Here is a 26,276-nt window from a genome sequence, read left to right as displayed (position 1 = left end):
AGATTACCGTATTACTGAAAAGCAAGGCGCTATGTTTTATCCTCTTTCTGCATTCATTGCTTATCGTTATGCCAAGTCTAACAAAGCAAGCCAAACCAGTTTTGTTTCATTTATTAATCGATTTTCAGTGGCCGGTATTGCACTGGGGTTGATGGCGCTCATTATCGTTGTGTCTGTTATGAACGGCCTAGAAGGTCAACTAAAACAGCGCATCTTAGGCATTGTCCCCCATATTGAAATTACAAAGACACCCATCATAAGCGAGAACCCTAGCAGGACATCCAACGAAAACGCAATTACAGAGACACCCACGCAAACTGCAGAAAAAACGCAGACAGTGACTTTAAAAGAAATTAGCGAGACACCCATCGAAAACGCAATTACAGAGACACCCACGCAAACTGCAGAAAAAACGCAGACAGTGACTTTAAAAGAAATTAGCGAGACACCCATCGAAGGCGTTGTTGCCACTATGGCTTACAGGGAAGCTGAAGCAGTAGTGCAGTCTCGCTCGGACTTGCGTGGTGTCCAGGTTCACGGTGTTCAACCTGAAGTAATGATTGAGCACACTTTGGTTGCAAACCATATGGAGCAGGGGCGATTTAGCGATCTAACTGAGGGGAGTTTTGCTGCCATTATTGGGCGCTCACTTGCCATTAAACTTGAAGCACGAGTAGGAGATAGATTGCGTGTCATGGTGGCTGGTGCAAGTGTGTATACACCGTTTGGAAGAATGCCAAGTCAACGGCTTGTAACCGTGGTGGGTGTATTCGATATGGGTTCACAGATGGACGACAAGGTGATGTATATGAACCTTGAAGACGTTAACCGCTTAATGCGAGATCCTAAAGGCAGCGAACAATCCCTCCGGCTATTTTTAAATGACGCTTTTAACTATCAAGCAGTTGTTAGCGCGCTCACCGATAGGGTGGGTGTCTCTGTAAATAATATGAAGACTTGGCGTGAGCGTCAGGGGCCGCTATTTGATGCCGTCAAGATGGAGAAGAACATGATGACACTCATGTTGCTGCTTATTATCGCGGTAGCGGCATTTAATATCGTTTCGGCACTGGTTATGGTGGTAACGGAAAAACAAGGCGATATCGCAGTACTCCAAACTCAAGGTATGTTACCCAGTTCAGTAATGTGGATTTTTGTGTTAAACGGTATGTTTAACGGCATTAAAGGCGCTGGCATTGGTCTAGTATTAGGCGTAGTGATTACGCTCCAATTAAATAACATTTTGGACCTTATCGGGTCGCCGTTAGCCTTAGCGGCAGACGGTAGAGGGCTGCCAATTGAAATGGACGTTGTACAAATTGCAGGCATTGCTTTGCTGTCTTTGCTACTGTGTGTTTTAGCCAGCGTTTATCCAGCGCGCAAAGCGATGAAAATTGCACCATCGCAAGCGCTCCAAAACGAATAAATCGCTGAATTTACCGTGCAAGTTAGTGCAAAATTCACTATACTCGCGGTCTTTTAAATTTTGCCCAGTGAGACGTCATGAACAAGAATTTTATCACCTCGCAATCGCTTCTACAGGATTCCTTTCGCCTAGCGGCAAAGGTGTATGAAGACGGCTTTCGCCCTGACTTTATTATTGGTATCTGGCGTGGTGGTGCTCCCATTGGTATCGCGGTTCAAGAATTCTTTGAATTTAAGAATACGTCAACCGACCATATCGCAGTACGTACATCGTCTTACTACGGAATAAACAAACAATCGAAAGAGATCCGTGTACACGGATTACACTACTTGGTAGAAAATGCGAATGCTGATGACAAGTTGTTGATTGTTGATGATGTTTTCGATTCAGGCCGCAGCGTAGATGCACTTATTAAGCAAATTAATAAACTAATGCGTTTGAACATGCCTAAAGATATTCGCATTGCATGTCCGTGGTACAAGCCGCAAAACAACACAACAGACATCGTGCCAGATTATTATGTTAACGAAAGTGATGAATGGCTAGTTTTCCCTCATGAAATTGCGGGTTTGTCGGAAGAAGAAATTCGTGAAGGCAAAGGCGAGCTGGCTGACGTTATGGACATTTTGTTCAAAAAGTAGTGAGTAATTGCTTGATATAAGCGACTAGGAGTTGCTGTCAAACGTATCTAAACCGCACGCTTGTGCGGTTTTTTTATCTTCCAACTTCGTTGGAAAAGATAGGGTAAATGTGGTGCCCACGTTTACTTCACTTTCTACGCTAATGGTTCCCCCCATCGCTTCAACGATGGAGAACGAGATATAAAGTCCTAATCCAGTGCCTTATAGCAAAGCATCGCTTTCCTTTTTATGTGCCTCAGCCTGCTGTTTAAGACGGTAAATAAGCGATAGATCTTCTAAAACATTTTCATAATCTTTATTCATTGAGAGAACACTACCGCTGATATCATAAGATTGCCGTGTCTGTTCTTGCTATCTAAAAAGCGCCCTTGCTCGCCAAAAGTAAACGGGCCGCAAATAGGTAATGCTGGAAATTTTTTTGCAGCGAATCCAGCATGAAATTAATTTCGTCTCCAACCATCAAGCGACATCCTGCGCAGTAAATCATTAATACGCCAATAGGCGTTCTGTTTTCGGGCAGCAACACAACTGCATTGTTTATCACCCGCTCTGCACGAGAGGTAACGCTTGAAATGCTACCTTCCATCAACACCAACTCTTCACCTTCTTCTACTGGTGGCAACGCACACCAAATTTATGCTGGGCTTTAAATAACCTATCTATTTCGGACGCCATACTAGATGCGTCGTTACACTCCAACGAAAATGTTTGTATATAGATTCGGCTTTTACCACTCAACCATACTCTTTAATAATAGATTGAAATTAGAAAAAGCTTATTAAACATTAGTTGATGAGTTACAGTAACTGTGTTGAAGAGAACTTAATTATCGAGGTAAAACTTGTCGTGAAAGGTATAAACCCACGTTGGCTGGTAGATCACTAAAAGCGTTATCGCCATACCGTTTAACAGAGCTTCAGGAAAGACCAAAAGTGGTATAAGCAAAACGTAGTTGTCAAAAATGATGTCCCAAGTATATGTACCTTCAATGTAATAAAATGCGCCGAGCGTTAGCGTCTTTAATGCAATAGAAAGAGCGGCAGGGAAAAAGGCACAAACAAAAATGTACACGAAAAGTTGTCGAGGGATACGGTGAAAAGAAAGCATATAAAATAGATAGGTTATGCCAATAGGTACAACGGTGCCGAGTAGCCCGTTAACGCCAAAGTTTTCCCAACTTCCGTAGCCGACTGCGTTTGCGCCTAATAGCGCGATAAACGATGCAATAATAGCGTTTCTAAAGCCGAGCATTAATGTCAAAACTGAAAGGCCTAGAAAATGAACATCTAGGCCCTCGAAGATGCCTGCTTTAAACAACCAGAGAACGAAAAGCGAAGCAGCAGTACCAAAAATAAGGTGTTGCTGCTGCTTGTTACTCGCAAAATGAGTAAAGTCTACATGCCTGACCGCACCGAGTAATAATACACCGTAAATCAGCAATGCTAGCAGTTGTAGTGAACTCAAATTTACTCCTTAGTTAATGGCGGGGAGCAGTATTTAGTACTGTTTACCCTTTATACTCAGCCCAAATAGGCGCATGATCAGACGGCTTTTCGATGCCTCTCAGCTCATAATCAATACCGGCGTCATGTAGTTTTGCATGAAGCGGTTTTGTTGCCAAAATCAAATCTATGCGAAGGCCACGATTATCGTTGAATCCTTTTGAGCGGTAATCGAACCATGAAAACTTGTCGTTTGTCTCTGGGTTGAGTGTTCGAAAACTATCTTCAAAGCCCCAGTCAATTACCGTGTTCAACCACTCACGCTCTTCCGGCAAGAAGCTGCATTTTCCAGTTTTCAGCCAACGTATGCGGTTGTCTTCACCAATGCCAATGTCCAAGTCTGTATGAGAGATGTTGACATCGCCCATAACAATTACGTTGTCATCTGGTGTGTGGTTATCATCTAAATAAGTCATTAAGTCTCTGTAGAACTTACGCTTAGCTGGGTACTTGGTTTCATGCTTTTCGTTTTCGCCTTGAGGGAAGTAACCATTTAGAACGGTAACGGGCTCGCCAGCATCATCGGTGGTTTTTAAAATAATCATGCGACGTTGGGCGTCTTCGTCATCTGTTGGGAAACCCATCGACACAGAAAGCGGCTCTTTCTTCGCCAAAAAAGCAACGCCGTAATGGCTCTTTTGTCCGTGGAAATAAACGTGATAGCCCATGGCCTCAACGGCTTCTACCGGAAACTGTTCGTTGTGAACTTTAATTTCCTGTAAGCCAATAATATCGGGTTGGTGTGCGTCGATAACCGCCTGAAGTTGATGTAGACGAGCGCGAATACCGTTTATATTAAATGAGATTACTTTCATGCTTTTTAGTGTTTGCTTCGAATTTGGCTAGAGTTTACCAGAAAGTGCACGACCGCTTAACGACGTTTTGCCACTATATTAATGCATTCAGTCGATTGGCTAGATTAAGTTTATTTATAGCTAATGGTGAAATCGCTGTGTATTAAAATCTCGTCATTAGCATAAATTTAGTTATCCCTTAATCACACGTTTGCCTCATGGTAGGGAGTGGCATTTGGTGCCGTGCGCTTGCCCAGTGAAATCAAAAACTCAAACCAAGCATTTGCGTCTTGCACCGCGTTCTTAACAAAGCTTTCATTATCTAGGCCGAGCTCGGGTAAGAGTGTTTCTACTTCTTGTTTGAAAGACACCCAGGCTTTGGCACATCCTGCCATCGCTTGATAATACTCGGTAGGAATATCTAACGTCATGGCTTCTAACCGCCTAACAATAATGTTGGCGCCCATTGATGAGCCCAACCATACATAGATAGCTGCGATGGCATGGCTGGTGGTTGAATTGGAGCAAGGAGTAAACTGTGCGATAGCCTGGGCGTTTAAGACTGGCTCATCTTTGTTTTTTATTCTTGTAGTAGGTTCGAGCTTGGCATGGGGGTCATTGTAACGTTGTTGAGCAGACAGTGTTGCGGACGACAACGCGTGGGTGTCATTGTTAAGCGCTAGTAGAACAACTTCGCTATTGAGCATTGAGGCGATGCGGCTAAGGGAAGGGGTCTGGAGTGCAGCCTGTTTTACGGTTTCTGCTGTTGTTTGGTGAAACACCCTCATGATGTTAAGGATGGCAAGATAGGCCTCATGGTTAAACTCACTATCTTTGTGGTACATCGAGAAGGGAAAGGTATTTTCCAAGATAGCGTGGTTGGCATGGGTGTCTTGCTTAAGAGCAGTAAATAGATTGCGCATGAGGTAAAGGTCTTTGCGTTTAAGCTTTCACAGCGTTGGATGATTTGCTCTAACTTTATCATGGGTGTCTTCGTAACGGGCGAAAAATGTCAATGTTAATAATGTAATGGCTGATCGAGTTACAACCGGGAGTGATTCCCGTAATTTCAGGGGTAAACTTGGGTGTCTTCTTAATAATGTTTTTGATGATGAAGAAGAGCTATGGATGGGTGTCTTTGTAAGTGTGTTAGCCGAGGGGGCTTTTTTAACGCTTATTGCATTGCGCCTATTACTGGGGCAGGTATACTTGCCGCAAAATTTGAGATAGGTGAAATAACGTGTTTCCAGAAACAGTTGCAGACAAATTGAGTGATGCGGTTATCGAGCAAGCGATGAAGCTAAGTGCAGAAGACCGACAAGAGCTTGTAGTGAGCTATATTGCAAAAGCAAATGAAATTTGGATGGTGCAAGGTAGTGAAGGTTTTGTGATGTTTGAAGGTGGTGAAAGCGTTCAGCTACCAGTATTCCCGCATCACGATTTAGCTCAAAAGTTTGTAGATATAAACGAAATTGAGGGCCAATGCGTGAATATTACACTCGATGAGTTTACACAAACTTGGTTGCCAGGCCTTGATAAGAATGGCGTTGAGCTAGTAATGTTCCCCACCACGAGTGATGTTGAAAACCTAGTTATGACTGCAGATGATTTGGCCTCAGAGCTTAGCGGAAATTAAGCAAGGTATAGAGATCATGAGTTCTCTCGAAACTTTGCTTCCTCTGGCTTCATCTTTGGCTAACGCGAAAGGATGGGACGATTTTACTCGTACACTGATGCTTGCGGGTAAATCGCTTGTCCCGCTTCCAGCGGAAAAACGTTCGGCTGAAACAGAAGTAGAAGGGTGTGAAAGCCCGGTATGGCTCGCCACTTCTGACGAACAAGGCAGTTTGATGGCTTACTCGCCTAGCAAAGTGATCCGCGGCGTGCTTGCAGTATTGTTAGAAAAAGCAAACGAGTTAACCCCGCAGCAGCGCAGTGAATTCGACTTTGAGAGATATTTGTCTCGCTGTCAGCTGGAACGCTACTTAAGTCAGTCCCGTGGAAACGGGATTAAATCTGTAATAGCTAAATTAAAGGGCATCTAGCCGCTAAACTAGTGGCTGCCGTTATTTACTTTTTGCTTCAATCCACTGGCTCATGTACTTGCTCGCTGTCAGTGTTTGATGCCACAACAAGCTTTGCATAAATAAACCGTTTCTATGCGTGTTAAGCGACTGTTTTAAACCAATGACTTTTTCAATTAACGGCACTTCTGGCTGTTGGCTTTCAAATGAGCTAAGCACTGACGCCGTTAAGTTACTAGCGCTATCCCACGTAGACTTTTCATTGTGAAGTGCCACAGCTTGTTCTACGTAGTCTTGAATAACCGCTGCGTCAGTTGTATTCGCGCTACAAAGCGCACCAGGCCATTGCGCTAGCTGCTTTGGCTCATCGATTTCCTGTACATTGCTATTAGCAGTGATTGAATCGGTTGAGGTGATACCTTCTGCGCCTATCCACGTGGTGATACTAGGAGTAGCGCAGCGCATCGCATCAATTAGTTTGCCTTTAATGCCTGCGCCAAATCGTAAAGGAGCAATCAGCACCTTTGCGCTCAACATTATAGATTCCACATTTTCGGCCCAACCTTTTACCAAAAAGCCTTGTTTTTCGTTGTGCAGTTGGGTGGCCTTTTTAGGCGGGTAAGCGCCGTATATGTGCAATTCTGCTTTAGGTAGCGCTTTTCTTATCTCAGGCCATATGCTTTGCTTTAGTTGCAGGACCGCGTCCCAATTAGGCGCATGGCGAAAGTTTCCAATATGAACAAAGTGCGCTCTTTCCTCAAAAGTAAGCGTGACGAGGGGCGTTTTTCCTACAACAAGAGGGTGGTATTGGAGCTGCGCTCTAGGTACACCGTAATGTTCCGTCAAAAGCGCCATTTCTCGTTTTGAAATTACTAATGTAAGGTCGCTTCTTAGTATTGCTGCAACTTCTCTTTGCGCCAATTCGCTATTTAACTGAGCAAGGCGAGCATCATTGTCCTGTTTTACCGCTTCGTGCCTAGCCTGACGCAGGCTGTGTAAATCTTCAGTGTTTAAAACTCGAAGTGCATCTGGGCACGCTTCTTTTACTCGCCAGGAAAATTGCTCTTCTGTCATGTAGCGGTCGAATATAACAACGTCAGGCTTTATATGCGCTATTTGGCTATTAAAAGAACTACAATTCAATGCCACAGAATGCACATCAACGCCTAATGCTGTAAGGTCTTCTTTATGGTCGCTATCGGTGGCAGCGGTCAGAAATGTCACATTGAAATCGGCAGATAAGCAACGCTTAATAATAGCTAACATATTTTGGCCCGCGGCCGAAGAATTTGGCTCAGGCCACACATAACCGATAACAGCGACATTTAACATGGATGGATTACAACTTTTGCTTTAAGAATTTTGCCATCAAGGGCATAGTGAATAGTATGCAAATACTACCATAAATTTGAATTGGTCATTACAAAAGCAAGTGTTCCTTAGAAAATCTAATTCTTATAGGTAATTACCCTAAGTTTTTCTGTGTATTAGAATTATTTGTATGTAAAAAGGGGCAAAAAGCTATAATACAGGCCTTCCAGGGATGCGCTGAATACACGAGTGTAGTGCGTATCAGCGGCGTTGCGTGGATTGTTGATGTTCAGCGTAAAGCAAGATTTTCAAATTGAAAATGAGCCCCGCGGTATCAAGGCTTATGAAGGATTCAGGTTAACTTAATGATTAGTAAAGAAATCATACTTTTTTACTAGTTGATACTTATTGACCAACTACATTTTTGTGCCTATACCTTAATGGACACAAGGCGAATGGAGGTGCCTTCAACGCTATATTGACAAAGGCGGCATGAAAGAGAGTGCACGAATGAATTTAGATGAATTAGTTTCGAAAGCGGAAAACCTCTTTGTTTTACCTGATTCGGTAACTCGACTTAAAGCTTGTATGGATGATGAAGCTTCAAGCATTGACGACATCGGCGATATTATTGCTTTCGATCCGTCATTGGCAACGCAATTGCTAAGAGTAGCAAACTCAGCGCTCTATCGTTTTCCTAATAAAATAGACACCGTCACAAGAGCCATCCAGGTAGTGGGGACCCGCTCCACTTACGACTTGGCACTGGCTTATGGCGTAAGCCAAGCATTCAGTGATGTAGACGGTCAACGTATCGATCTCGACAAGTTTTGGGAGCAAAGTGTATCGTGCGGTCTCTTGGCAAAATACTTTGCCGATATGCGCAATATTCGTGAGCCTGAGCGACTCTTTGTTTCGGGGCTGCTTCACAACATAGGCGAGCTGGTAACCGTTTCGGTTTTGCCTGAGTCGGCAACCCGTTGTCAGGCATTTAACACCAGAGTAAGTCCTGCTGAACTTCAATTTGGAGTGCTAGGGTTCACGTATGCGGAATTATCGGCAAGATTAATTGAAAAGTGGGATATTCCAAGCTCTATTTATACGCCAATTGCCAGTATCCACAAAGAAGAGGAGGAGTCTGCTTCTACAGATGAGAAGATTCTACAACTCTCCTATGTGTTGGCACTCGATAACGTTAACCCTGAGATCTACCCGAGTTATCACAACTTAAAGCCAGAATTGCATGAGGCATTGTCGCTTAATCGCGAAGATTTAGAAGACGCGCTAGATATAACCAACCTGCAGTGTATTTCGGTAATTTCCCTGTTTAACCCTAACGCGTTTATGCTGTATTAACGTAACGTTTTTAACGTGCTTTTCGAAATGCCGTAGCGATCAGTCGAAAATCGCTACGGTTTGCCTACTGATGGCAATCACTTCATTATCCTTATCCCAAATCGTCGCTTCAGTATGGCCATAACCATCTGCAGCTTGTCTTGTGTGAGCTTTATAAGCAAACCAGTCTGTCGGGCTTACCGGCTTGTGAGGATGGATAAATTCCAAGTTCCAACTTACTGTACTGGCTGGTGCCGGAAGCTTCATCATTTGTAAAAGTGTAGGTGGCCATGCGTCGATCATAGTAATGATATGTGCATCAGTGATGGCTTCGGGGGGCTGCTTGAAGCGCATAAAGCCGTGATAATGGCTGGTTTTTCTGCGCGTAAATGGAATGCCGCCATCTTCAATTGCCAAATCAAAATAGCGTAAGAATTTAGGCGTAACTTTAGGTATTTGCGGGATGAACTTTGCTTTATTCGGCTGAGGCATGTCGTGTGTATCTGTATTCTCAACTTGAATACCTGACTGACGCGCAACACCAAAACAGGCTTGCGAAAAAACACAGCTTTTGCCGTCTTGAATAGCATGAGCGGTGAACTGAGAGACATTTTTCCCTGTTCTAAGTAGCGTTACTTCGATAGAAAAAGGCGCTTCAAGAGATAGGGGACCGACAAAGTTGGTGGTAAAAGAGCGCAGCACACGGTTATCAGTGACTTGCTGCTTTACTGCGGTGTAAAGCATACCGGCAGAAATTCCTCCAAACGCAGTTCGTCCCTGTCCCCACGTCTTAGGGATAACTAGTCCATCAACTTTCCATGTGTTTTCCGAAGTTTGAGATAATTGAGGAATATTGAGCAATTCATCTACTGTCATATTTGCTTGTCTGGTCTGATGAGTTAAGTGTTTGTCATCGTACCTTAAGCGCTATAGAACGAAAAGCCTCAGTTAGAAATTTTCGTTATGTTAACAAATAAGTAACAATTAGTTGTTTATTTTTTTGCCTAATGCATAGACTGAGCTATTGTCACTCAAAAGGACTGTTATGGCCCATACTCACGTTGAAGGTATTCCCGCTGCAGAAGCAGGAGCATCTAGAAGTTACCGGAATTACGTTCTATTCATATTAACCTTGGTGTATGCCTTTAACTTTATAGACAGGCAAATCATTGGGATTCTATCTCCTTTTATCAAAGCCGATTTGGGGTTAGATGACGCCCAACTTGGGTGGCTTAAAGGCATCTACTTTGCGCTACTTTATACCGTGATGGGGATCCCAATTGCATGGCTTGCCGACAGGTACAGCCGCGTTAATATCATTGCGATCTCTCTAACGCTTTGGAGTGGATTTACCGCTGCATCTGGGTTAGCTGCCAATTACATGCAGCTTGCCATAGCACGTATTGGTGTCGGCATCGGTGAAGCGGGTGGTAGTCCACCGTCCCACAGTATTATTTCTGACTTATTCCCTAAAGAAAAACGCGCGGGCGCGCTCGCAATATACTCTTTAGGTATTCCTTTTGGCGTTATGCTTGCGTTTTTTGCATCAGCGTTCTTTTTACAGGGCGGTTCTGCCGACTGGCGAACGGTAATGTACAGCGTGGGTATTCCAGGGGTGTTACTGGCTATTTTGCTTAAGCTCACGGTCAAGGAACCTGCCAGAACGGTCTCTTTACCAAGCGCAGATGATGCGAACAAGCCGAGTGTAAAGTCGTCTCTCAAGATGCTACTGAAAATTCCGACGTGGTGGGGAATGGCACTGGGTATTTCCTTTGGATCATTCGGTAACTATGCCATATCGACATGGGTAATTGATTACTACGTTCGCGCCTTTGCGGGTTTAGATATTACACAGTTGCTAATCGTTTTTGGCATTATCAATGGCACCGCCTATGCGCTCGGTGTATGGCTAGGAGGCTATATTGCTGATAGATGGGGTAAGCACAATAAAAAAGCTTATGCGTTATTGCCCGCTATCGCACTTATTATTGGTGTGCCGGCATTTTATGCATCGTTACAAGTGCAAGATTTGTGGTTATCAGTAGGGCTCATGGCGCTGTTGTTATTCACCAGTGGTTCATACCTAGGCCCAAGTTTTGCGATGGCACAGACACTAGCTCCAATAAACGTAAGAGCTATGTCGACAGCGTTGTTCTTCTTTGTATTGAACATCATTGCGCTGGGCGGTGGCCCAACGCTGACTGGTATTATTAGCCAAGCATTGGTGCCATCTTTAGGCGAGACGGAGGCATTGAGACAGGCTCTCATCTACCTAGTAGTTCCTTACGCGCTTTCTATTGCCGTGTTCTTATGGACGAGCACGAAGATTGTAAAAGATTGGGAAATGGCAGAAGCCAGAGGCTTATAGTATTATCGAACTTTCATGCTAAGGGGCTGATTTAAAGCCCCTTTGTTGTTTAAGTATAAAGGAGTGTATTGGTGACGTCGTCAGAGTTGAGTTTTCATTTTGCCCATGCAAATGGATTTCCGGCAGGTAGTTATAATGCGATGTTTTCAGCGTTACCTGATCACTTTCACCGTCTTCATGTTGAGCGCTTCGGACACGATCCTCAGCTTCCTGTGAATGGTAACTGGCGCAATCAAGTTCAAGAACTTATCAAGCATATAAAAAAAGAGAACAAGGATCCGCGAGGCGTGTATGGTATTGGGCATTCATTTGGTGCTGTAATTACCTACATGGCGGCTTGCGAAGCGCCAGAGCTGTTCAGAGGCATCATTTTATTCGATCCGCCACTTGTTGTCGGCCCGTTAAGTTACTTTTTTAAATTCGCGAAACACACGCCGTTAATTAACAAGCTTACGCCAGCGAAACTCGCGCAAACACGCAATACCAGTTGGCCAAGCAATACTGATATGGTGGCGTACTTTCACAGCAAAGCATTGTTTAGGGATATGGATAAACGATGCGTGCGCGATTATGTAAAATCTGTAACCGCCTTGAAGGGGGACAATATTTCGCTCACATTTCGTGCAGAAGTAGAAGCAGATTTGTTTCGCAATGTTCCGCACAATTTGGGTAAATATAAAGGAAAGCTTAAGTGTCCGGCCGTATTGGCGACAGGAAGCAAAAGTAACGTGTGTAAGCCAGAAATGTACTCGAGGCTTCTGAAGCATAATGCTATTGAGCATAGCGTGCTCGATGGTGGCCATATGTTTCCACTAGAACACCCTGAGCAGGTAGCGAGCTTTATTGAGCGTACATTAACGCAGTGGAGTAATGAGGCGAATTAAATATTACAGAGATTGATTTAAGCGCTTTAACGCCAAAATCAATCTCGCCATAACATTAGGATAAATGAGTTAGTCGTGCTTTCTAGGCTTGCTTAGTCCACCCACGGGCTGACCTAACATTTCTCGCGTCACCAGTACCACGCCTTTTTCAGATACGCGGAACCCACGTGCCTTGTCTTGCTCGTGATCGTAACCAATTGTAGTTCCTTCAGGAATGACACAACCTCGATCGATAATCACCTTTTTCAGCTTGCAATGGCGTTTGATTTCCACATCAGGAAGAATTACGGCGTCTTCAATAAGGCCATAGGAATGTACGCGTACATTGGAAAAGCAAATAGATGAACGAAGTGTAGAGCCTGAAATTATACAACCCCCAGAAACTACGGAGTTAATCGCTTCACCACGTCTGTCGTGGTCTTCCCAAACAAATTTTGCTGGTGGCAGTTGCTCTTGGTATGTCCATATGGGCCATTTTCTATCGTAGAGGTTCAATTGAGGTACAGGAGCAACCATTTCCATATTGGCTTCCCAAAATGAATCGATAGTACCTACATCGCGCCAATAGGCGTTGTCTCCGCCACTTTTCTCAAAAGGATAGGCGTATACTGGGTGGTCGGCGATGATTGATGGAATGATGTCTTTACCAAAGTCTCGCTGAGAGCCCATATTTTCAGCATCAACACGTAATTGCTCGAATAGAAACTCTGTATCAAACACGTAATTGCCCATAGATGCTAAGCAGCGCGTTGGGTCATTAGGAAGTGGGGTCGGGTTAGCTGGCTTCTCTTCAAATCCGTTAATACGGTAGTTTTCATCAACCGACATAACGCCAAACGCACCTGCGGCTTCTTCCAAGGGCACTGACATACATGAAACCGTCATTTTGGCACCAGACTCTTTGTGCTTGGCCAACATATCACCGTAGTCCATACGGTAGATGTGATCGCCTGAAAGGATCATGACATATTTTGGAAGCTCATCACGAATGATATCTATATTTTGGAAGACCGCGTCTGCGGTTCCTTCATACCAACTGTCGGAGAAACGTTGAGAAGCGGGTAGGATTTCTACAGATTCGCCAAGTTCTTTTTTGAAATGACCCCAACCGCGAACCAAGTGACGAATAAGAGAATGCGACTTGTATTGGGTAACCACGCCTATTCGACGGATACCTGAATTAACACAATTTGATAGCGGGAAATCGATAATTCTAAATTTACCGCCGAAATAAAGTGCCGGTTTGGCTCGCCAATTAGTGAGCTCGTGTAGTCTAGAACCTTTACCACCCGCGAGGATGAGCGCATATGTATCGCGAGTAAGGTTACTGATGTAACGAGAACTTTGATCTGCCATTTCCTATAAACTCCTGTAATAAAGCGACAACTGTGTATCGATAGAAATATAAAAAGAAAACGAAGTGTTGCGATTGACTGCGCTATGCATGATAGGCCTGATTGAACAGGCTTTCTTGATAACCTAAATCCATATTACACAAGATAATTTAGAATGACAGCGCGATTTTCATGCTTTGTGATGAAATGGTAAATGTTTTTAAAAAATTGTAGGTTGGGGGGCTCTCGCCCTTACAGAGACACCCATCTTAATTCCCTTAATCTCATCCAATGGCATTCAACTGTTGCTCTTACAAAGACACCCACCCCTATCTCTTATTCTTAAACTGGAATAGGCTTCTTGAATTAAAATTTTAGCATGATACCCATCGCTACTATGAGTTAGTTACTTAGTAAATTTGACGATAAAAAAGTTAGCGAGACACGCAACTCAATTTCATCATGGCATCCAGAAGAGACCCTCGATCAAAGCAAATCACTGTGTAGACACCCATTTTTAAACTGTAGAAAGTTAGTCTACACTTTGCTCGATAAACGAAGTGGTTACTTCATGCATCATAAGGTTTTATTGCTGAGTGTCCTTTCTCGGTAACGCGAAAGAGAAGGCTCATAATAGTTATTTTGAGTATAAATTTGCTTTCAACTGCGTTAAACATGAGGGGATGGGTGTCTATCTAACAGTAAAATGAGCAAGAAAGATCTTTAAGTGACAAATGTTAATTAAATGTTATATTTGAAGGGGCAATTCTTTTATGGAGTCTCAGATGGGAGCGTTAAAAAAACTCTTAATGGTCGTAGGTGTTGTTATCGTATTATTTGTCGCAACAAGCTTTTTTATTCCTAAAGATTACAGCGTTGAAAGAACAATTAATATTGATGCTCAGCCATCAGAAATATATCCCTATGTCGTTGATTTGAAAGAGTGGAAGAAATGGGGCGTATGGTTCAAGCGTGATCCTGATATGAAACTTGATTATTCAGGGCCTGATAGGGCTATTGGGATGCGTTCCGAGTGGTTAAGTGAAACCGAGGGAAATGGAGAAATGGAGATTACGCAACTAGAGCATAACAGACGTGTGATGTACCGATTATATTTTCCCGATTTTGACATGGGTTCATCGGGCGTCGTAGAAATTGAGCCCACAGAAAATGGTTCTCTTGTAACCTGGAGAGATGAAGGCTCGGTAGACAATAACCCTATAAACAAATATTTTGCTTTGATGATGGACAGCATGATTGGTCCGGATTTCGAAATGGGCCTAGAAAATCTTAAAATACTCGCTGAAAACGCTGGGTAGGGCATATAACTTTCTGATCTGACTGGATAAGTGCACCGTATATGTTCAATCGAATTGCGGTGCATGCTTACCTTCCATGAAACAAAAAAAATTACTTATTACAGGCCTTTCGCTTAATAAACTAGCCGACCTACTGATCTCTGCTAAAACAACCTTGACCGCACTTCTTATTAGCATTGGCGCACCAGTTTGGATGATAGGCTGGCTGGTTCCAATTAGAGAGTCGGGCGCGCTTCTGCCTCAAGTACTTATTAGCATTTATCTTCGAAAACATACTCAGCGGCACTTGGTTTGGCGTGTCGGTATGCTCACACAAACGCTTTCAGTTTTCTGTATGCTGATCGCGGCCATTTCATTTTCGGGGGGCTTGGCGGGTACCTTGATACTTATTTCGCTTGTCTTCCTGAGCCTGGGTCGCTCTGCCTGTTCTCTTACCGTGAAAGATATGGAGGCTGATGTAGCTACGAAAGGTGAGCGGGGTAACCTAATCGGAATTGCATCTACCGTTTCAGGCATGGTCACCCTTGTTATCGCTATACCTTTGACAATTTACGACGGCTCTCTTTCTTCGAACGTGCTGCTGATAGTCTTGTTCGGGAGTCTTTTATCATTTGTTTTGACCCTTATATGTGTATGGCCTGTTAAAACGACGGTAGATGTGGGTGATAAAGAGGAGAAAGCGTTTAGTATTGACTTCGACGCCACGGTTTACAAATTCATTTTGGTAAGAGGGCTTTTCGTTCACTCAGCCTTGGTTGCGCCTTATTTTATGATAGAAAAAAATGGAGATGTAAAAGAGCTGCTTCCTATTTATATAGGAGCCGAAGCAACTGCTGCTCTTTTATCATCAATAATTTGGGGAAAGATTGCAGACAAAAGCGCAAAGTTAACACTCCAAATTTCAGGGGTACTCGCAATAATTTCATGCATTGGTTTGCTTACATTGCAAACGACGCCGATTGTAACCTCTGCACTGTTGTTTTTCTTGTTATCGGTATCCCATGCTGGCGTAAGAACCGGACGGAAAACATATAGTTTAGATGTTAAAGAAGGCCATGAAAGAACAGAGCTGGTTGGCTTCTCAAACACGGCTATAGGTATGATTTTATTAGCATTCGGTGCACTTTACGCTGCATTAACCCCTGTTTTAACCTTTTCAGTGGTTTATATTATGGCTGGTATGCTGTTACTGGCAATTATCACTACTGTTATCTTACCTGACGAGAAGTAGAATGGTTTAGTCAAAGCATATCGCTGCCGAAGATATTTTGGCCATTCGTTTTCTTTTAGTATTTGCTTGGAACTTCCGCATAGATGAACCGTCTCCTGCCGCGACTGAAAACACGTTTTCGAAATCACTGATAATGTGATGCCAATGATGTTGGCATACACCAAGAGGTTTTACATGTTGAATGGGGCTCGTTTGAGCGGCTGTCGAATCGGTGTCGCGCAACAGTTCGATTGACTGGATGAGAAGATCGCAGTAGTCATTCAACGTTAAATCTAAGCCGCGAGTGTTTCTACATCGTTGGTGGCTCTTTAATGGCATTAACCCTTTTATTGTCTTGTTTTGTGAAATACTCGTGTTCAATCTTTTATTAATGCTTGTGTGATATGAGTCTTGTAAGCCCGTTGCGACCTTTGCGCGTATAGGGTTTAAGTCAACATATGCCATACATGAAAGTAGAGCTTTTTCTGTTAGCAATGCTTGTGAACGGAAGCGACCTTCCCAAAATCTGCCAGTACAATCGTCCTCTTCGTTTGCTTTTCTCGCAATATACTCGTTTAAATTTCTCATGAACCAGCTTATGTCGTAGAGCCTTTTTCTATACACATCAGCAGTACTTTTAACTGTCTCATACTCACTTTCGCTCAAGATCTCGCCCTTCATAAACTTTTGAGTAAGTACGGTTCCTTTGTGCATTTTATGCCATTGATGTAACACAGTTTGTAATGACCATGAGAGCGCTGCCTCTTTATTCACGCATAAAACGATATGGACATGGTTACTCATAACAGCGTAAGCACAAATATCTATCGCGAATACCCGGCTCAAAAATAACAGCCGTTGTTCTACCCACGATTTTCGATGCTCGTAACTAACTCTATTGTTTCGGTCGTACCCGCAGAGGTAGCTACGGCGCACGCAGCGAGATATACAATGATAGTAGGGTGTATCTTTTAAACTAATGAGGGATTTTCTGCTTTGAGCCATGTTAGATAAATGCAAGGTAATTAGTCATTGTGTGACCTTAGCATTGTGAATATTCAGTTGTGACCTGACCGATGGACTTGTTTTGTTCTAGAAGAGACACCCAACGTAAGACTTTTCGCTGAAAAGTAATGAATATTTGAAGAGACATCCAATGCAAAGCTAACTTGCTGAGCGTGAAAGAATGTATTTATGAGTTTGTGCCGATAAACTTATAAAGACATCCATTACATAAACGGTGATTTTACGTGAAACTTCACAATTAGGGTGGGTGTCTTTCTTAGAGGGTAGAGGGGGCGCATTGCCGCATCCCCCCATCAGTTTTTTATTTTGCTAGAAGCGCATTAGCTGCTTTCGACACGGGAGAGCGGCCTAAAAGTTCTGAAATGTAAGAAGACGCTTTTAACAATTTCGTCATTTCTATACCTGTTGATATACCCATACCGTTCAACATATATAGGACGTCTTCCGTTGCAACATTTCCACTTGCTCCTTTGGCATACGGGCAGCCTCCAAGTCCTGCAACAGCTGAATCAATTGATGAGATGCCGTATCCAAGGGCAGTGTATAAATTCACTAGCGCTTGTCCATAAGTATCATGAAAATGGGCGGCAACTTTGCTGACATTAATCTCTTTCAATACTTCATCTAATAGTAGTCTTGTAGACATTGGTGTGCCTACGCCGATAGTATCGCCAAGGGATACTTCGTAACACCCCATGTCAATAAGTTCCTTACTCACCTGTGTAACGGCACTAGGTGAAATTTCACCTTCATAAGGACACCCCATTACACATGAAACGTAGCCCCTCACTTTGATTTTGCTTTCGCTTGCCAGGTCAAACACAGCCTCGAAACGCTTTAAGCTCTCGCTTATAGAGCAGTTAATGTTCTTTTGTGAAAAGGACTCAGAGGCAGCACCGAATACTGCAACCTCTTTCGCACCCGCTTCAATGGCTGTTTCCAAGCCCTTAAGGTTGGGTGTCAATGCAGAATAATGAATCTTGTCTTCGGGGCTAAGCGCCTTAAAAACCGCATCCGAGTTTGCCATTTGGGGCACCCATTTGGGTGATACAAAGCTTCCTGCTTCGATACGGTTAAGGCCAGTTTTAGAAAGAAGTTGAATAAGTTCAATCTTTTGTTCGGCGCTTAAGGCCTGCTTTTCATTCTGAAGGCCATCTCGAGGACCTACTTCAACAATACTCACTTCTTTAGGAAACATCACATCAAACCTCGGCAGCTTCTTTAGTGGAGAACGCCAACAGTGTTGCGCCACCGTCAACTAGTTCACCGGGATTGAAAAAGAACTCTTCCACTGCACCATCGTGCGGGGCAATGATGCTGTGCTCCATTTTCATCGCTTCCATAACTAGTATAGGCTCCCCTTTTTTGACCAACACACCCTTTTCGACCAAATGCGCCACTATGGTTCCGTTCATCGGGGCACTGAAATTAGCGTCGCCATTATCATCGTTATCATCACCAAGAGATGCTGAGATTAGGCTGAACTTAGCATGGGTGTCTTTGTTGAAGAGTGTAAACACGCCATCATTATCTGAATACGTAAATGTTGATTTGTACCCATTAATTGTTGCATGCAAAGCACTATCTACCAGCTTGCCTTTAACGTTATAGGAATTGTCTCCAACAGATAGCTCCCAAGCATCTTCAGTTCCGTGACGCTGGTGTTTGACCCCAACATGCACTTCTTCTTGGTTGCAAAGCAAGGTGAGAATTTCTGTATGATTTGCGTTAGCGCGCCACGCACCGACGGTTGACCAAACAGATGGGGTTTTATCGCTTCTAGAAACTTTTCTATTTAAAAGTGAAAGCAATGCCATCACAGGAATATTTACTTGGGTGTCATCGCTAGCTGCATCATCGCTAGCTGCATCCTCACTTGTCGCGCTAAACAACGAATCATGGTGTTTCTCCACAAACGTAGTTGTAAGCTCAGCGGCAACGAACGCAGGGTGTGTTGCGACACGCTTTAAGAAGTCGATGTTTGTGCTTACACCGTCAATATAGTAGTCACCCAATGCACTAATTAAGCGTTTGAGCGCTATCTCACGGTTCTCTCCCCAAACCACAAGCTTGGCAATCATTGGGTCGTAAAAAACGCTTACCTCATCACCTTCAACGACACCTGTGTCAACGCGAACTACGTCATTTTCTTTTGGTGTGCGTAACAGGCGCAGCGTGCCGGTAGAAGGTAGAAACTCGTTGTTTGGATCTTCAGCATAAATGCGCGCTTCGAATGCGTGTCCTGTTAAGGTGAGTTCATTTTGTTGTTTAGGAAGGGGCTTTCCTTCGGCAATAGTTAATTGCCAGTGAACCAAATCCTCACGGGTGATCATTTCTGTCACAGGATGCTCTACTTGCAAGCGTGTATTCATTTCCATGAAGTAAAATGAATCGTCTTCATCAAGTAAAAACTCAACCGTTCCCGCACCTACGTAGTTAATGGCTTTCGCCGCGAGTATCGCCGCTTCACCCATTTTTTCTCTCACTGACTGAGACATATTGGGGGCAGGGGCTTCTTCAATAATCTTTTGGTGTCGGCGTTGAACCGAACAATCACGTTCAAAAAGGTATACGCCGTTACCATGGGTGTCACAGAAAACTTGAATTTCAACATGACGAGGGCGCGTCAGGTACTTTTCAACCAGCATATGGTCGTCACCAAAGCTCGCCATAGATTCACGTTTGGCTGCATTTAATGCTTGAGAAAACTCTTTTTCACTCCACACTTGGCGCATGCCCTTACCGCCACCGCCAGCAGCGGCTTTTAATAGAACTGGGTATCCCATTTCATCGGCAGCGCCTTTTAATACCGCTTCACTTTGATCGTCGCCGTGATAGCCTGGAACCAAAGGAACACCAGCTTTTTCCATAATGTGTTTGGCGGCAGACTTAGAACCCATCGCTTCAATTGCAGATGCTGGTGGGCCTACAAAGATAATATTGTTTTTGGCGCATAGATTCGCAAACTCAGCATTTTCTGAGAGAAAGCCGTAGCCTGGGTGGATAGCGTCTACACCAAGCTCCTTTGCTTTTTCAATGATCAACTCGCCTCGTAAATAACTTTTCTTCGACGGAGATGGCCCTAGATAAACAGCTTCATCAGCCATTTGTACATGAAGGGCATTTTTGTCGGCGTCAGAGTAAACGGCGACTGTCTTTATACCTTGAGTGTTGGCTGTCTTTATAACGCGGCAAGCAATTTCACCACGGTTTGCAATTAGTAATTTATTTATCATTCTTAACCTCCACCCATGAAGCACTGCGCTTTTCTAAAAAGGCTGACAGACCTTCTTGACCTTCTTCAGATGTCCTAACTTGTGCGATAAGTTTGCTCGTCTTTGTGAGAAGCGCATCGTTAATCTCTTGCGTAGACACCCATTGCACTAAGTCTTTTGCTTTCGCCACTGCTTGGGGGCCGTTTTTCAGTATGTTTGATAAAATATTGTCGATAGTGCTATCGAGTTCGTCTTCTGTTACTGATTCGCTCAAAAGTCCGAGTCGTCTTGCTCTGCGCGCAGAAAATACTTCAGCGGTCTGGAAGTAGCGTCGGCATACTCGTGCGCCCATAGCTTCAACCACGTAAGGGCTGATGGTTGCTGGAATAAGGCCAATTTTAACTTCACTTAAGCAAAATTTACTGAGCTTGCTTCCAATAGCAATATCGCAACATGCAATTAAACCAACAGCACCGCCAAAAGCTGCACCTTGTACTCTTGCTATCGTGGGCTTCGGCATTTTATAAAGCGTCTGCAGCATGGTTGCTAATGCAAGTGCATCACTTTCATTTTGCGCTTCGGTATAACTGGCCATTTTTTTCATCCAGTTAAGATCGGCTCCTGCACTGAAACTTTTGCCTTCAGCTCTCAGGATTAGTGCCCTAACGCTTTTATCTTCCCCCGCTTTTTTAAAAACGCGAGTAAGCTCGTTTATCATTTCGTCGTCAAAGGCATTATGTTTTTCAGCTCTGTTTAAAGTAACAGTGGCAATGTTTCTTTCATCTACGCTGTAAATTACTGATTGTTCCATTACCTGCACTCCTACATTCTAAATATGCCAAATTGGGTGTCTTCGATAGGCTTGTTAAGCGCCGCTGAAAGCGATAGGCCAAGCACTAATCGAGTATCCGCTGGGTCAATAACGCCATCATCCCAAAGCCTTGCAGACGCATAGTATGGATGTCCTTGTTTTTCGTACGTATCGATAACAGGTTGTTTAAATGCCTTTTCTTCTTCTGCAGACCATGATTCGCCTGAGCGCTCTTTTTGGTCGCGCTTAACTTGAGCGAGAACGCCAGCAGCTTGTTCACCACCCATTACAGAAATTCGAGCGTTTGGCCACATGAAAAGGAAGCGTGGATCATAGGCTCTGCCGCACATGCCGTAGTTACCTGCACCGAAACTTCCGCCGATAAGCACTGTGAGCTTTGGTACATTCGCACATGCAACGGCGGTTACCATTTTTGCGCCGTGTTTTGCGATACCGCCATGCTCGTATTGCTTACCGACCATAAAGCCTGTGATGTTTTGCAAAAACACGAGAGGGATTTTTCGCATGGCGCATAGTTCGACAAAATGAGCACCTTTAAGCGCGCTTTCACCGAAAAGTATGCCGTTGTTAGCCACAATGCCTACGGGGAAACCGAAAATGCGCGCAAAACCACAAACCAAGGTTGTGCCGTAAAGCGGTTTGAACTCATCAAAGTCTGAGTCATCCACAACACGCGCAATGATTTCTCTTACATCGTATGTATGACGACTATCAGCAGGCACAATGCCGTAGATTTCTTTGGTGTCGTAGCGTGGAGGTTTTACCTCGGCCACATCTAGGCATTCTGGCTTCTTTCGGTTTAGTCTGGAGACAGCATTACGCGCTAATGAGAGTGCGTGGTGGTCGTTGTTGGCGAGATGGTCGGCAACGCCCGAAATTCGAGTATGAACGTCACCACCGCCAAGCTCTTCTGCGGTAACAACTTCACCTGTTGCAGCTTTAACAAGCGGTGGGCCGCCCAGAAAAATAGTCGCTTGTTCTTTAACGATAATGCTTTCATCAGCCATGGCGGGAACATAAGCACCACCAGCTGTACAGGAACCCATTACTACCGCAATTTGAGGAATATTCTTAGCAGACATATTCGCTTGATTAAAAAAGATGCGACCAAAGTGCTCTCTATCTGGGAATACATCATCTTGGCGAGGTAAGTTAGCGCCACCTGAATCTACTAAGTAAATACAAGGTAGGTTATTTTGCTCTGCGATAGTCTGAGCACGAAGGTGCTTTTTCACGGTAAGGGGGTAGTACGTCCCGCCTTTTACAGTAGCATCGTTAGCTACAATCATACACTCGATACCTGCAACGATACCGATACCGGCAACGACTCCGGCACAAGGTACATAGTCTTCGTAGACTTCCCATGCAGCCAGCTGGCCTATTTCTAGGAAAGGCGTGTCTGGGTCAATCAGTGCGTTGATTCGGTCGCGAGGTAGAAGTTTTCCTCGAGACACGTGGCGCTCCGCCGCTTTTTCACCGCCACCTTGGCAAATTTGTTCGATTTTTTCGAGGAGATCATTTACCTGAGCCTGCATGTGCTCGGCATTTGCGATAAATGTTTCAGATTTCGTATTTATACTTGAGCGAAGAACGGGCATAACCCCTCCTTGTGTTGGGCCTATGCGACCGGCTGTCGCGTTAGCCACTAGTTAGCAAGATGATTAGCGAGACACCCATGCTAAGCGCTTTCGCTGCGGTGGGTGTCTTTGCAATTCATTAGCCTATTAATAAAGTTCAGCTTTTCTAAATCTACTTAAAATGGAGTAGGGCGGGTGTCTTTCTAACTTCTATAACACAGGGAATGCCTAAGCTTTCCCTGTTTCAAACGAAGTTTGTTTCCACCCAGAACTCCGTATTACTTCGATTCGTTAAAAAGCTCGCGGCCTATAAGCATTCGGCGAATTTCAGACGTTCCTGCGCCAATTTCATAAAGCTTGGCATCACGTAATAATCGTCCCGTCGGGTATTCGTTGATGTAGCCATTACCGCCAAGTAGCTGAATAGCATCCAGCGCCATTTTGGTTGCTAGTTCCGCTGAATAAAGGATAGCGCCAGCGGCATCTTTTCGCGTTGTTTCACCGCGATCGCATGACTGTGCAACGGTGTAGACATACGCGCGTGCGGCATTCATTTGCGTGTACATGTCAGCTACTTTGCCTTGTACTAGCTGGAATTGACCAATTGATTGGCCAAACTGCTGACGGTCGTGAATGTAAGGTACTACGATATCCATGCACGATTGCATAATGCCTAGCGGGCCACCTGATAAAACAAGGCGCTCGTAATCTAGGCCGCTCATAAGTACGCGAACACCTTCGCCTTCTTTGCCAAGAATGTTCTCAGCTGGTACTTCGCAATCTTCGAAAACTAATTCACAGGTATTAGAAGAGCGCATACCTAGTTTGTCGAGTTTCTGTGCGCGGCTAAAGCCAGGGAAATCGCGCTCTACGATAAACGCTGTGATCCCTCTTGGCCCTGCGTTAGGGTCGGTCTTAGCGTAGATAACAAATGTATGTGCATCAGGACCGTTTGTGATCCACATCTTGTTGCCGTTAAGGATGTATTTGTCGCCGCGTTTTTCAGCCTTCAATTTCATGCTAACAACGTCCGAACCTGCATTAGGTTCACTCATTGCCAGTGCACCAATATGCTCACCGCTTACTAACTTAGGTAGGTACTTTTCACGCTGGGCATCATTACCGTTTTTAAAGATCTGGTTAACACAAAGATTCGAATGTGCGCCATAGCTCAAACCGATACCACCTGACGCGCGGCTAACTTCTTCCATTGCGATAGTATGCGCAAGGTAGCCCATATCAGAGCCACCATATTGCTCTGAAACTGTAACGCCCAATAGGCCCATATCGCCAAGTTTTGTCCACAATTGGTTTGGGAATTGGTTGTCTGCGTCTGCTTGTTCAGCAAGAGGAGCAATCTCATTTTGTGCAAATTGATAGACCTGATCACGTAACATCTCGATGTCTTCGCCAAGTCCAAAATTTAAAGTAGGGTAGGAGGTGTTCATGCGATATTTCCTCGTTTGAGTTCTGCGAGTTCTTCACGGCAACGTGCTTCAACATCATCCAGTTCAGTCATTAACATCTGGATGTCTTCTAGCTGCTGTTTAAGCACCGCTCTTTTCTGTTCAGTCATTTCGAGCATGGCTTCTAACTGAATAGCCGAATTGGGGTTGGTGTCGTACATGTCGAACAGTGTTTTGACTTCAGCAAGGGAAAATCCTAGTCGTTTTCCTCGCAAGATCAGCTTTAAGCGCACTCTATCTTTGTTCAGATAGACGCGATTTTGTCCCGTTCTTGACGGTGACATTAGGCCTTGTTCTTCGTAAAAACGAATTGAACGAGGAGTAATGTCAAACTCTCGAGCGAGTTCGCCTATTGCATATGTTGTTTCGTCGTCGTACTTGCTCATTACACGTACCTTGTATTTCAGCGCTGATTAACACCCTTGTTTTGACGTGGGTGTCATTGTAATTAAATTCTCTGTAGTAGGTTGGATGTCATTGCAATAGCACTATCGTTTTAAGGTAGATGGTTTTATATACCGCTATATTAAAACGTAGTGTTTGGTTGACACATACTTAGTACAGGTTTACGTTAACGTTAATTACATTTTACGTTAAGGTAAAGTAACATTTTGCTAACGTCAATTTTTCATGGTGAAGGCAAGACGTTGTAGCTGTTAGGGGTGTTTACTTTTGTATACATCTACGTAGCTTTCTTCACTTAACTCTATAATTTTAATGAATTTTAAGGGCACGGTTATGAGTAACGAATCAGTAGTTATTGTCGCGGCTAAGCGCACACCAATGGGTGGTTTCAACGGTAATTTATCTTCGCTTGCTGCGACCAAACTTGGAGAAGTTGCGATTAAAGCAGCCTGTGAAGAGATGGATGTCTCTGTAATTGATGAAGTCATCATGGGGTGTGTATTACCTGCTGGTCTTGGTCAATCTCCGGCGAGACAAGCGTCACTGGGGGCGGGGCTTCCGCTAAGTGCAGGTGTGACAACTATCAACAAAGTATGCGGGTCGGGCTTAAAAGCGGTAATGATGGCCCACGACTTAATTAAAGCAGGCAGTGCGACAGCAGTCGTGGCAGGCGGGATGGAAAGCATGAGTAATGCGCCATATATGTTGCCTAAAGCTAGAACGGGATATCGTATGGGTCATGGTCAAGTACTTGATCATATGATGTTAGACGGTCTGGAAAATGCCTATGACGGCAAAGCAATGGGCTGCTTCGCACAGGATACTGCTGATGAAGAAAATATTTCTCGCGGTGAAATGGATGAGTTTGCTCTAAGCTCGCTTTCCAAGGCACATGAAGCAATAAACAGCGGAACTTTCGTCGATGAAATAGTACCCGTGACAGTCTCTTCTCGTAAGGGCGATACCGTTGTTGATACCGATGAAGGCCCAGGTTCCGCTCGCCCAGAAAAAATTCCAACACTAAGACCGGCTTTCAAAAAAGACGGTACAGTCACGGCTGCTAACTCAAGCTCAATCTCTGATGGTGCAGCGGCACTGGTTGTAATGAGCGAAAGCAAAGCAAATGAACTTGGTCTAGCACCGCTTGCGCGCGTGGTTGCTCACGCTACAAATTCTATTGAACCTGAAAACTTCACCGTTGCGCCTGTTGGCGCTATGGAAAAAGTGCTGGATAAAGCAGGTTGGACGAAAGAAGAAGTCGATCTTTTCGAAATTAACGAAGCCTTCGCCATGGTAACCATGTTGGCTGTCAAGAAGCTTGGACTAGATGAAAGTAAAGTAAACGTAAAAGGCGGCGCTTGTGCATTGGGTCACCCAATTGGAGCCTCTGGTGCACGCATTTTGGTAACACTACTTCACGCGCTAAAGCAACGCGGTGGTCGCAAAGGTATCGCATCTTTATGTATTGGTGGTGGTGAGGGTGTAGCGCTTGCCGTTGAAATGCTCTAAGCCGCTATAGCTATAGATGGCAAATATGTAAAATATTTAATCACGGAGCCTAATCACATTGATTTCGCTCTGTGGTTCAATATAAAGAAAAATACAAA

Annotated in this window: 24 protein-coding genes and 1 pseudogene; 10 read left to right on the top strand and 15 right to left on the bottom strand. The window is 44.2% G+C overall.

The features are described from left to right. Window positions 1-31 precede the first annotated feature (31 nt). The gene (locus WA381_RS14935) at window positions 32-1,426 is read left to right on the top strand and encodes an FtsX-like permease family protein (protein ID WP_156086272.1); all 1,395 of its coding nucleotides are present in this window, start codon (window positions 32-34) and stop codon (window positions 1,424-1,426) included. Between the two features lie 77 nt (window positions 1,427-1,503). Continuing rightward, window positions 1,504-2,067, top strand: a complete 564-nt coding sequence (locus tag WA381_RS14930; protein WP_014949139.1) for a phosphoribosyltransferase — start codon at window positions 1,504-1,506, stop codon at window positions 2,065-2,067. A gap of 24 nt (window positions 2,068-2,091) precedes the next feature. Here WA381_RS14930 and WA381_RS14925 read toward each other — a convergent pair. The 5 genes and pseudogenes from WA381_RS14925 to WA381_RS14905 form a co-directional block, all read right to left on the bottom strand. Further along, window positions 2,092-2,268: pseudogene (locus tag WA381_RS14925) on the bottom strand (ATP-binding protein); the annotation flags it as partial. A 154-nt stretch (window positions 2,269-2,422) separates the two neighbouring features. Further along, a complete protein-coding gene (locus WA381_RS14920; RefSeq protein WP_231506455.1) occupies window positions 2,423-2,689 on the bottom strand; it encodes an FIST C-terminal domain-containing protein in 267 nt (88 codons plus the stop codon). Between the two features lie 200 nt (window positions 2,690-2,889). Continuing rightward, window positions 2,890-3,531: an energy-coupling factor ABC transporter permease gene (locus tag WA381_RS14915; protein ID WP_014949142.1), complete on the bottom strand. Its 642-nt coding sequence runs from the start codon at window positions 3,529-3,531 to the stop codon at window positions 2,890-2,892. A gap of 43 nt (window positions 3,532-3,574) precedes the next feature. After that, window positions 3,575-4,384 carry an exodeoxyribonuclease III gene (gene xthA / locus WA381_RS14910; RefSeq protein WP_156086273.1) on the bottom strand — a complete coding sequence of 270 codons (810 nt, stop codon included), beginning with the start codon at window positions 4,382-4,384 and terminating at the stop codon, window positions 3,575-3,577. Between the two features lie 182 nt (window positions 4,385-4,566). Beyond that, entirely contained in the window at window positions 4,567-5,286 is a 720-nt protein-coding gene (locus tag WA381_RS14905; RefSeq protein ID WP_156086274.1) for a hypothetical protein, read from the bottom strand. Window positions 5,287-5,603: 317 nt separating this feature from the next. Here WA381_RS14905 and WA381_RS14900 point away from each other — a divergent pair, with 317 nt between their 5' ends. Then, window positions 5,604-5,999 (top strand): DUF2750 domain-containing protein, encoded by a 396-nt coding sequence (locus WA381_RS14900; RefSeq protein WP_101564202.1) that lies wholly within the window; start codon window positions 5,604-5,606, stop codon window positions 5,997-5,999. Window positions 6,000-6,015: 16 nt separating this feature from the next. Continuing rightward, the gene (locus tag WA381_RS14895) at window positions 6,016-6,408 is read left to right on the top strand and encodes a SufE family protein (RefSeq protein WP_061094802.1); all 393 of its coding nucleotides are present in this window, start codon (window positions 6,016-6,018) and stop codon (window positions 6,406-6,408) included. Between the two features lie 21 nt (window positions 6,409-6,429). Here WA381_RS14895 and WA381_RS14890 read toward each other — a convergent pair whose 3' ends face one another. Next, window positions 6,430-7,719 (bottom strand): glycosyltransferase, encoded by a 1,290-nt coding sequence (locus WA381_RS14890; RefSeq protein ID WP_156086275.1) that lies wholly within the window; start codon window positions 7,717-7,719, stop codon window positions 6,430-6,432. 489 nt (window positions 7,720-8,208) lie between these two features. On the opposite strand from WA381_RS14890, the gene WA381_RS14885 reads away from it, so the two are divergent. Further along, on the top strand, window positions 8,209-9,054 hold the full coding sequence (locus tag WA381_RS14885) for an HDOD domain-containing protein (RefSeq protein ID WP_014976262.1): 846 nt from the start codon (window positions 8,209-8,211) through the stop codon (window positions 9,052-9,054). A gap of 39 nt (window positions 9,055-9,093) precedes the next feature. On the opposite strand, the gene WA381_RS14880 is transcribed toward WA381_RS14885, so the two are convergent. Next, complete coding sequence (locus tag WA381_RS14880; protein WP_039229981.1) at window positions 9,094-9,909, bottom strand: acyl-CoA thioesterase; 816 nt, start codon at window positions 9,907-9,909, stop codon at window positions 9,094-9,096. A gap of 169 nt (window positions 9,910-10,078) precedes the next feature. Between WA381_RS14880 and WA381_RS14875 the strand changes: the two genes are divergently transcribed. After that, entirely contained in the window at window positions 10,079-11,401 is a 1,323-nt protein-coding gene (locus WA381_RS14875) for a spinster family MFS transporter (protein WP_014949150.1), read from the top strand. A gap of 71 nt (window positions 11,402-11,472) precedes the next feature. Next, a complete protein-coding gene (locus WA381_RS14870) occupies window positions 11,473-12,285 on the top strand; it encodes an alpha/beta fold hydrolase (RefSeq protein ID WP_014976265.1) in 813 nt (270 codons plus the stop codon). 69 nt (window positions 12,286-12,354) lie between these two features. Here the strand turns inward: WA381_RS14870 and glgC are convergent, their stop codons facing one another. Further along, the gene (gene glgC, locus WA381_RS14865) at window positions 12,355-13,641 is read right to left on the bottom strand and encodes a glucose-1-phosphate adenylyltransferase (protein WP_014976266.1); all 1,287 of its coding nucleotides are present in this window, start codon (window positions 13,639-13,641) and stop codon (window positions 12,355-12,357) included. Window positions 13,642-14,392: 751 nt separating this feature from the next. Between glgC and WA381_RS14860 the strand changes: the two genes are divergently transcribed. Beyond that, entirely contained in the window at window positions 14,393-14,938 is a 546-nt protein-coding gene (locus WA381_RS14860; protein WP_014949153.1) for an SRPBCC family protein, read from the top strand. Between the two features lie 76 nt (window positions 14,939-15,014). Then, window positions 15,015-16,169: an MFS transporter gene (locus tag WA381_RS14855; protein ID WP_061485637.1), complete on the top strand. Its 1,155-nt coding sequence runs from the start codon at window positions 15,015-15,017 to the stop codon at window positions 16,167-16,169. A gap of 6 nt (window positions 16,170-16,175) precedes the next feature. Here the strand turns inward: WA381_RS14855 and WA381_RS14850 are convergent, their stop codons facing one another. From WA381_RS14850 to WA381_RS14820, 7 genes are all read right to left on the bottom strand, one after another. Next, on the bottom strand, window positions 16,176-17,153 hold the full coding sequence (locus WA381_RS14850) for a transposase (protein ID WP_319633852.1): 978 nt from the start codon (window positions 17,151-17,153) through the stop codon (window positions 16,176-16,178). Between the two features lie 322 nt (window positions 17,154-17,475). After that, a complete protein-coding gene (locus WA381_RS14845; protein WP_080986391.1) occupies window positions 17,476-18,372 on the bottom strand; it encodes a hydroxymethylglutaryl-CoA lyase in 897 nt (298 codons plus the stop codon). Between the two features lie 4 nt (window positions 18,373-18,376). Continuing rightward, on the bottom strand, window positions 18,377-20,410 hold the full coding sequence (locus WA381_RS14840; protein WP_156086276.1) for an acetyl/propionyl/methylcrotonyl-CoA carboxylase subunit alpha: 2,034 nt from the start codon (window positions 20,408-20,410) through the stop codon (window positions 18,377-18,379). Further along, on the bottom strand, window positions 20,400-21,200 hold the full coding sequence (locus WA381_RS14835) for an enoyl-CoA hydratase/isomerase family protein (RefSeq protein WP_014949158.1): 801 nt from the start codon (window positions 21,198-21,200) through the stop codon (window positions 20,400-20,402). Before WA381_RS14835 ends, WA381_RS14840 begins: the two co-directional genes overlap by 11 nt. Window positions 21,201-21,211: 11 nt before the next feature. Then, on the bottom strand, window positions 21,212-22,819 hold the full coding sequence (locus tag WA381_RS14830; RefSeq protein WP_014949159.1) for a carboxyl transferase domain-containing protein: 1,608 nt from the start codon (window positions 22,817-22,819) through the stop codon (window positions 21,212-21,214). 257 nt (window positions 22,820-23,076) lie between these two features. Next, on the bottom strand, window positions 23,077-24,246 hold the full coding sequence (locus tag WA381_RS14825) for an isovaleryl-CoA dehydrogenase (RefSeq protein WP_014949160.1): 1,170 nt from the start codon (window positions 24,244-24,246) through the stop codon (window positions 23,077-23,079). Next, the gene (locus tag WA381_RS14820) at window positions 24,243-24,650 is read right to left on the bottom strand and encodes a MerR family transcriptional regulator (RefSeq protein WP_014949161.1); all 408 of its coding nucleotides are present in this window, start codon (window positions 24,648-24,650) and stop codon (window positions 24,243-24,245) included. The genes WA381_RS14825 and WA381_RS14820 overlap by 4 nt, the downstream gene beginning before the upstream one ends. Window positions 24,651-25,002: 352 nt before the next feature. On the opposite strand from WA381_RS14820, the gene WA381_RS14815 reads away from it, so the two are divergent. Then, on the top strand, window positions 25,003-26,178 hold the full coding sequence (locus WA381_RS14815) for a thiolase family protein (RefSeq protein ID WP_014949162.1): 1,176 nt from the start codon (window positions 25,003-25,005) through the stop codon (window positions 26,176-26,178). Window positions 26,179-26,276: the final 98 nt, after the last annotated feature.

The sequence above is a fragment of the Alteromonas sp. CH_MED4-4 genome (assembly GCF_037029575.1).
In the GTDB taxonomy this organism is placed as follows: domain Bacteria; phylum Pseudomonadota; class Gammaproteobacteria; order Enterobacterales; family Alteromonadaceae; genus Alteromonas; species Alteromonas macleodii.
Note: the sequence above shows the minus strand (reverse complement) of the source record. Positions and strands in the feature narration are given on the sequence as shown.

Excerpts from the sequence above, each read along its gene's own strand:
- WA381_RS14895 (WP_061094802.1), top strand. The coding sequence starts at position 6,016 with ATGAGTTCTCTCGAAACTTTGCTTCCTCTGGCTTCATCTTTGGCTAAC.
- WA381_RS14875 (WP_014949150.1), top strand. The coding sequence starts at position 10,079 with ATGGCCCATACTCACGTTGAAGGTATTCCCGCTGCAGAAGCAGGAGCA.
- WA381_RS14850 (WP_319633852.1), bottom strand. The coding sequence starts at position 17,153 with ATGGCTCAAAGCAGAAAATCCCTCATTAGTTTAAAAGATACACCCTAC.
- WA381_RS14930 (WP_014949139.1), top strand. The coding sequence starts at position 1,504 with ATGAACAAGAATTTTATCACCTCGCAATCGCTTCTACAGGATTCCTTT.
- WA381_RS14855 (WP_061485637.1), top strand. The coding sequence starts at position 15,015 with ATGAAACAAAAAAAATTACTTATTACAGGCCTTTCGCTTAATAAACTA.
- WA381_RS14825 (WP_014949160.1), bottom strand. The coding sequence starts at position 24,246 with ATGAACACCTCCTACCCTACTTTAAATTTTGGACTTGGCGAAGACATC.
- WA381_RS14835 (WP_014949158.1), bottom strand. The coding sequence starts at position 21,200 with ATGGAACAATCAGTAATTTACAGCGTAGATGAAAGAAACATTGCCACT.
- glgC (WP_014976266.1), bottom strand. The coding sequence starts at position 13,641 with ATGGCAGATCAAAGTTCTCGTTACATCAGTAACCTTACTCGCGATACA.
- xthA (WP_156086273.1), bottom strand. The coding sequence starts at position 4,384 with ATGAAAGTAATCTCATTTAATATAAACGGTATTCGCGCTCGTCTACAT.
- WA381_RS14885 (WP_014976262.1), top strand. The coding sequence starts at position 8,209 with ATGAATTTAGATGAATTAGTTTCGAAAGCGGAAAACCTCTTTGTTTTA.
- WA381_RS14820 (WP_014949161.1), bottom strand. The coding sequence starts at position 24,650 with ATGAGCAAGTACGACGACGAAACAACATATGCAATAGGCGAACTCGCT.
- WA381_RS14935 (WP_156086272.1), top strand. The coding sequence starts at position 32 with ATGTTTTATCCTCTTTCTGCATTCATTGCTTATCGTTATGCCAAGTCT.
- WA381_RS14845 (WP_080986391.1), bottom strand. The coding sequence starts at position 18,372 with ATGTTTCCTAAAGAAGTGAGTATTGTTGAAGTAGGTCCTCGAGATGGC.
- WA381_RS14830 (WP_014949159.1), bottom strand. The coding sequence starts at position 22,819 with ATGCCCGTTCTTCGCTCAAGTATAAATACGAAATCTGAAACATTTATC.
- WA381_RS14880 (WP_039229981.1), bottom strand. The coding sequence starts at position 9,909 with ATGACAGTAGATGAATTGCTCAATATTCCTCAATTATCTCAAACTTCG.
- WA381_RS14815 (WP_014949162.1), top strand. The coding sequence starts at position 25,003 with ATGAGTAACGAATCAGTAGTTATTGTCGCGGCTAAGCGCACACCAATG.
- WA381_RS14840 (WP_156086276.1), bottom strand. The coding sequence starts at position 20,410 with ATGATAAATAAATTACTAATTGCAAACCGTGGTGAAATTGCTTGCCGC.
- WA381_RS14905 (WP_156086274.1), bottom strand. The coding sequence starts at position 5,286 with ATGCGCAATCTATTTACTGCTCTTAAGCAAGACACCCATGCCAACCAC.
- WA381_RS14890 (WP_156086275.1), bottom strand. The coding sequence starts at position 7,719 with ATGTTAAATGTCGCTGTTATCGGTTATGTGTGGCCTGAGCCAAATTCT.
- WA381_RS14860 (WP_014949153.1), top strand. The coding sequence starts at position 14,393 with ATGGAGTCTCAGATGGGAGCGTTAAAAAAACTCTTAATGGTCGTAGGT.